This is a genomic window from uncultured Chloroflexus sp. (assembly GCF_937951745.1).
Lineage (GTDB): Bacteria > Chloroflexota > Chloroflexia > Chloroflexales > Chloroflexaceae > Chloroflexus.
The window spans coordinates 24,691-30,800 of the sequence record NZ_CALFBQ010000059.1 but is presented as its reverse complement, the minus strand read 5'-3'; the positions used below and the strand labels follow the sequence as shown (position 1 = coordinate 30,800).

The following is a 6,110-nucleotide window of genomic DNA, read 5'->3' as shown; positions in this document are numbered from 1 at the left end:
CAGCGCGGCGTAAACGGGATCGTCCACGCTCGTCGTGGTATGGGTGAGCGTGACAACATACGTTGGGCCGGTTGGCGTCTCATCAATATTGTCTTCAATCGCCTGCACGCTGACGGTCTGCGGCGTGTTCCAGTTGGCCGGCGTAAAGGTGAGGGTGAGGGTCGGCTGGCCGTTGAGCAGCAGTTGGCCGGTGCTAGGAACGAGCGGCGAGACAGCGTTGACGATTTCGGGCGTGATGGTCACGGTGACGTTAGCCAGTGGTCGGGTGGCGAGGCGAGCGGTGTAGGTCACCGCCGGGCCGCCCTCGGCCACAGTCAGGCTGGCGGGGGTGAGGATCAGCGTGGCAACATCATTCTCGACAATCGTCACCGGCAACAACACCGGCGGCAGTGCATTATAGATCGCGTCGCCGGCGCTACTGGCGGTGTGGCGCACATGAACAAGGTATGTAGTGGCGGGATCGAGAGTTTCATCGATCTGATCGTCAATGACCTGTACGCTAACCGTCTGCGGCGTGTTCCAGTTGGCCGGCGTAAAGGTGAGGGTGAGGGTCGGCTGGCCATTGAGCAGCAGTTGGCCGGTGCTAGGAACGAGCGGCGAGATCGGCGCGACAATTTCCGGTGTTAGCTGCACCGTCACCGCCGCTACCGGTTGGCTATTGAGCCGCACCGTATACGTGCCGGTTTCGTCTTCGTTCAGCGTGAGGTTGCTGGGCGCCAACACGATCCCGGCCAAATCGTTATCAATCACCGTCACCGCAACATTTGCCGTCAGACCGTTGTAGAACGGTTCGGTGCTGCTGGCGGTATGTGCGATCTGGACAACTTCACTAATGCCTTCATCAATTTGGTCGTCAATCGCCAAGACACTGACCGTTTGCGGCACATTCCAATCGGCCGGGGTGAAGGTTAGCGTGATCGGCGCTGGGATCGGCTGCCCATTAAGCAACACCTGATTAGAGGGGGTAACCGCAAGCACCACATTTGCCGTCGGCTGGGTTGCCAACCTCACTTGATAATTCACTGCTGGGCCGCCTTCAGCGACCGTCAAACTAAAGGGCAACGTGATAATCCCTGCCGTATCGTTATCGGCAATGCGGACGGCCAAGGTGGGAAGGCTCAAGCCTTGATAAAACGGATCGGCGCTAGTTGAAGTATGTGACACCGAACCGGGATGTGGCGTTGGTTCGGCGACCTGATCATCAATCGCTTGCACAATCACGGTCTGCGGCGTAGACCAATTAGCCGGCGTAAATGTCAGGATCGCTGGATCTGTCATCACCTGTACACCGCTCAGCGTGATGGTGACGGGCGCAGTTGGCCGGCTATTCAGGCGGATAGTATAGGCGCCGTCTGGCCCGCTTTCAGCCACATCGACAAGGGACGGCTGTAGGACAATGCCGGCTTGATCGTTATCCTGAATTGTCAGCGTATGGGTGCGTGGCGAGCCAAGCGTTGCGTCAACCGGCGAGCTCAAGGTGATAACGACCGTTTCATCATTCTCGGCTTCTGGGTCATCAACAATGGGGATCAGCAACCGCGCCGCGCGCGTCCCGGCTGGGAACACAATCGTCCCGTCACGGAGGCCGTGATCGGCAAAGGAAGCCGTGCCAGTGACGGTATACGACACGCGGGCATCGACAGCCGAAACACGATTAAGCCGCACCGTCACCGCAACCAAGCCAGCCGCTTCATCCGCAATGCTGACAGCGCTATCGAAGCTGATCTCCGGCGGCGGGCTGGTATCAATAATCGTCACCGTCGCCGTGTTGGGTATACCGATAAAACCGTTCTCTGGGTTGAGCAAGCGCAGCGTAAACGTCTCAGCCGGCTCGTAGAGATCATCGGCAATGATCACAACGGTAAATGTCTTTTGCTGTTCACCGACGGCAAAGGTTAATTGCCCGCTTGCAGCGATGTAATCGACACCGGGCAAGGCGCTACCGGCCACTGTCTCGTACCGCACACGCACCATCTGTTCAGCCGGTGTACGGAGGCGCACCGTTACCGTCAAAACGCCGGCATTCTCATTGACACTGAGGTTCGCATTTGTGAAGAAAAAGATCGACTCGCCGGGTCGAGGTGTTGGCGTATTTGTCGGCGTTGGCGTGGCCGTGCGGGTAGGCGTGGCCGTGTGGACAGGGGTATTGGTTGGCGACGGTGTAGCCGTGCGGGTAGGTGTCGCCGTTGGAGTGTTCGTCGCCGTTGGGGTATTTGTCGATGGTGGCGGTGGTGGCGGTGGTGGCGGCGACGGTGTTGTCGCCGTCGTTGTCGTTACGATTGGGGTGGCCGTCCGGGTCGGGAAGGCCGTCCGGGTCGGGAGGGTCGTCCGGGTTGGCGTGCTGGTCGGCGTTGCAGTCGGCGTTGCAGTCGGAGTTACGGTCGGCGTACTGGTCGGCGTTGCAGTTGGTACCTCAATCACTGCCACCGGCACTTCCGGTTCTGGTTCGGTACCGGGGGTGGTGATGGGGGTCGGTTCTTCGTTGGGTGAAGCAATCGCTTCGGGATTAAGCGGCGGTAATTGGGGGCCGCCGCTCCACAGACTATAATCTACCCGCCCGCTGTTGCTCACGTCGCCGCTAAACCACTCCATGCGCGGCGCCACCTGATTGATCATCAGGCTAATGACGCAGGAGATCAAAAGGAGCAACAGCAACAACGAGGCAAGGATCAGCCATGGCAATGGACGCCGGAACTGGCGTCCGTCAAGCAGCCGATTCCACGCGGGTTGCTGGTTTTTCAGGGCTGGCGGTATCATTGGCGTAACGTAATGTAAAGAAGAACGTACTACCCTGCCCCGGTGCGCTCTCGACACCGATCGTTCCGCCCAAGCGCTCGACCAATTGCTTGCAAATCGCTAATCCAAGCCCAATGCCGCGTTCGCTGGAATTAATGCCTTCACTAATGCCTTCCCCTCGAATGAAGCGCTCGAAGATCTGATCGTGCATATGGGGCGGAATGCCGCGACCGGTATCGCGCACTTCAATCCGCATCACATCAGGTTGTGGAATGACGCGAATCGTGATGGTACCTGCATTGGTATAGCGACGGGCATTGTCGAGCAATTGGGTCATAATAGTGCGCACATGATCGAAATCGGCTAGCACAGCAGGCAGCTTCTTCGGAATCTCGATCTCGAGTTGCAACCCTTTGGCTTTGATCTGGGCTTGCACCTGCCAGATCGCATCTTCGATCGGGCGTTGCACTTCGATCGGTTCAAGGGTTGATTTGAGCGAACCGGAGTCGAGGTTGGCAATCGTAATCACATTGCTGATCAAGGTGGTCATGTTGTTCGCATGCAACCGGATCGCTTCAACAAAGGTCTTCTGCTCATCGTCGAGCGGGCCGGCCAACCCGCGTATCAGGAGATCAGCGTTGCCTCGAATCACCGTCAAAGGTGTACGCAACTCGTGTGAAATCGTTCCAATGAAATTGGTCTTCGCCCGGTCGACCATCACCTCCTCTGTGAGATCTTGGAGCACGGCGACATAGCCGAGCAATTCACCATTCTCTTCGCGCACTTCAGCGATTGAAAGCCGAACAAAATAATTACCGAGCGCATAGAGATCTTGAGCGCGTTGGTCACCAAAACCGGGAATACCCTCTTGCAGGGGTTCGAGCGGAAGATCGCTCAGGCGCTTGGGCATCGGAGCTTCTTCGCTAATGCCCAGCAATCGGCGGGTGGCGCGATTGATCGAGCGAATCTCACCGTGAACATCGGTAAAGATGATGCCATCGGTAATGCTTTCGACAATGGCGGCGCGCTGACTGGCTTCGGTGCGCACTTGTGCCAACAGCTCGATCAGGTACTCGGTCATGCGGTTGAAATTCTGCGCCAGCACCCCGATCTCATTCTGCGTACTGACCTGCGCGCGCCGTTGCAGGTCGCCGCTGACGACTGCATTTGCCGTTTCAGCCAACTCTTCGAGCGGGCGGGTAATGCGCCGCGCCACCCATAAGCCAAGCACTGCGATCCCAAAACCTAAGCCAAAGGTAATCAGGGCGAGGAGCGGGCTTATGTTACTCCACGTTGCCAACACTTCTTCGCGCGTTCGCACCGTCGCCAGAATACCCGCTCGCCCGCCGCGAATGGTGAAAGGCACATACGCAAACTGGTACTCGGTGCCGTTGATCTGCTCCACCGTAAAGAGTGATTGCCCGAACGGATCGGGATTGGCTTTAACCTTCGCCAGCAGATCGGCGGTCAGGGTAGGGGTTTGCCCAAGACTGCCAAAAGAACTCGCGATCACCTTGCCGTCAAGGTCGTACAGTACCAGCCCATCGAGCCGGGCCTGCTGGACGATGGTGTTGAGGAGGTTATCAAGCCGGATGGCAACAATCAAGCCGCCCACGACGTCATTCCCCAGCCGCACCGGCGCAATAGTGGCGAGGTAGAGGGTTTGGGTGTTGCTAAACCGGATCAAGCCAGCGTATTTATCGCCGCGTGAGTCAGCTTCGCCGTTGAGGATTTTAGCAGTAAACCATGCGCTGCTCAGATCGAATGAGGCATGGGTGATATACGAGCTATCGGTGGCGAGTGGCGGGCGCTCGAAGTCGGCAATCGTGCGCCCGTCGCGGCCAAAAGCGATCAATCGGTCGAGGCGCACGTCACTGCGCCGGGTGCCTTGGAGGAAGAACGGTTCGAGGGCGATCCGCAACCCTTCGCTGTTATTTTCGCGAAAAGCGTCAGCGACGGCAGGCGCGCCGATGCTGTCATTACGTTGGGCAAAGGCGACTTCGCGCAAAAAGTAAAGATTGGCTTGCTCTTGGGCGAAGAAGGTGTCGCTCACCGTTCGAGTGGCGGCGGCAAGCTCGTTGTCAAAGCGATCTTGTTGCTGACGGGCAAGGAAAAACGCGACGACCGACAGCCCAACCACTGCGACGACAATCGCAAGGATGAGGAAGGGGCCGATAATTTGGTACTTGAGCTGCGTTCGCAGCTCGCCAATCAGCCGGCGCATGGTGTTCAACCTGCGGTGATGAGTGCGGCCGGTCAGCGAACGGCATTGTGATCACGTCATTGCTTCTCTACGAGTTTCGCTGAAAAAGCCGCTACGTACAAATCCTCGCGGCATGAAAGGTTAGCACGATCCACGTCGCTTAACAATAGTATAAAGCAGGTTACGGTTGTTGCGAATGCATTTTTGATGGCAAATGGGTAACAGTTTATTTATATACGATACGGTTGCATACCAATATTCATGATACGACAGAAGAGCAATGGCCTTATGACCGGTGCTAAAGCGATGGTACTCGGTGTGGGGCGCGCGTCGAGCAGCCATGTTATAATGCCGTTGTAAGATCGGATTCATCATGTATTCATCTTGATGCGGGCGATATGCAGTTGCGCTTTCTTGGCACCGGTACATCGATGGGAGTTCCCGTCATTGGCTGCGATTGCCCGATTTGTACCTCGCCTGATCCTCGCCACCATCGTCTGCGCACGTCAGCCCTTGTGCGGAGTCATGGTATAGCTTTGTTGATTGATGCTGGGCCTGATTTTCGTACTCAAGCTATTGCTGCCGGTTTGCGCCGGATCGATGCCGTGTTGTTGACCCATGCCCATTTCGATCATGTGGCCGGCCTCGATGATTTGCGCCCGTTTTGTTTACGGCAGGGGGCAATGCCTATCTATGGCAGCCCGCAAACCTTAGCCGATGTGCGCCAACGCTTTGCCTACGCGTTTGACGAGACCTCCACCGGTTCGTCACGTCCGGCGATTACGTTGTGTGCTGTTGAGGCGCCGTTTCACGTTGGCCCGCTGGCGATTGTGCCGATTGCTGTGCCCCATGGCACGTGGACGATCACTGCCTACCGGATTGGCCCCCTTGGCTACGTGACTGATGCGAGCGCTGTGCCGCCAGCAGCGATCGAGCAGTTGCGCGGGGTGCAGGTGCTAGTGCTCAATGCGTTGCGCGTCGAGCCGCATCCGACCCATCTCTCGATTGCCGAGGCAGGTGAAGTCGCGCAATTGGTTGGCGCACCGCGTACCTTTTTGGTGCATATGACTCATACCGTCGATTATCGGGCCGATTACAGCTTGCCGCCCGGTGTGACCTTTGCGTATGATGGCTTAGAAATCGATATCTGATGGTTGTGCGCCGGTGAAGG

3 protein-coding genes are annotated in these 6,110 nt (G+C 57.4%); 1 reads left to right on the top strand and 2 read right to left on the bottom strand.

Going from position 1 to position 6,110, the window contains the following annotated elements; genetic code table 11:
* Together Q1A59_RS14170 and Q1A59_RS14165 are read right to left on the bottom strand one after the other, a co-directional pair.
* Positions 1 to 2,757, bottom strand: a 2,757-nt coding sequence (locus tag Q1A59_RS14170) for a Calx-beta domain-containing protein (RefSeq protein ID WP_299645149.1), incomplete at its 3' end; no start/stop codon positions are given.
* On the bottom strand, positions 2,705 to 4,960 hold the full coding sequence (locus Q1A59_RS14165) for an ATP-binding protein (RefSeq protein WP_299645148.1): 2,256 nt from the start codon (positions 4,958 to 4,960) through the stop codon (positions 2,705 to 2,707). The genes Q1A59_RS14165 and Q1A59_RS14170, both read right to left, overlap by 53 nt.
* A gap of 377 nt (positions 4,961 to 5,337) precedes the next feature.
* On the opposite strand from Q1A59_RS14165, the gene Q1A59_RS14160 reads away from it, so the two are divergent.
* Complete coding sequence (locus tag Q1A59_RS14160) at positions 5,338 to 6,090, top strand: MBL fold metallo-hydrolase (protein ID WP_298408296.1); 753 nt, start codon at positions 5,338 to 5,340, stop codon at positions 6,088 to 6,090.
* Positions 6,091 to 6,110: the final 20 nt, after the last annotated feature.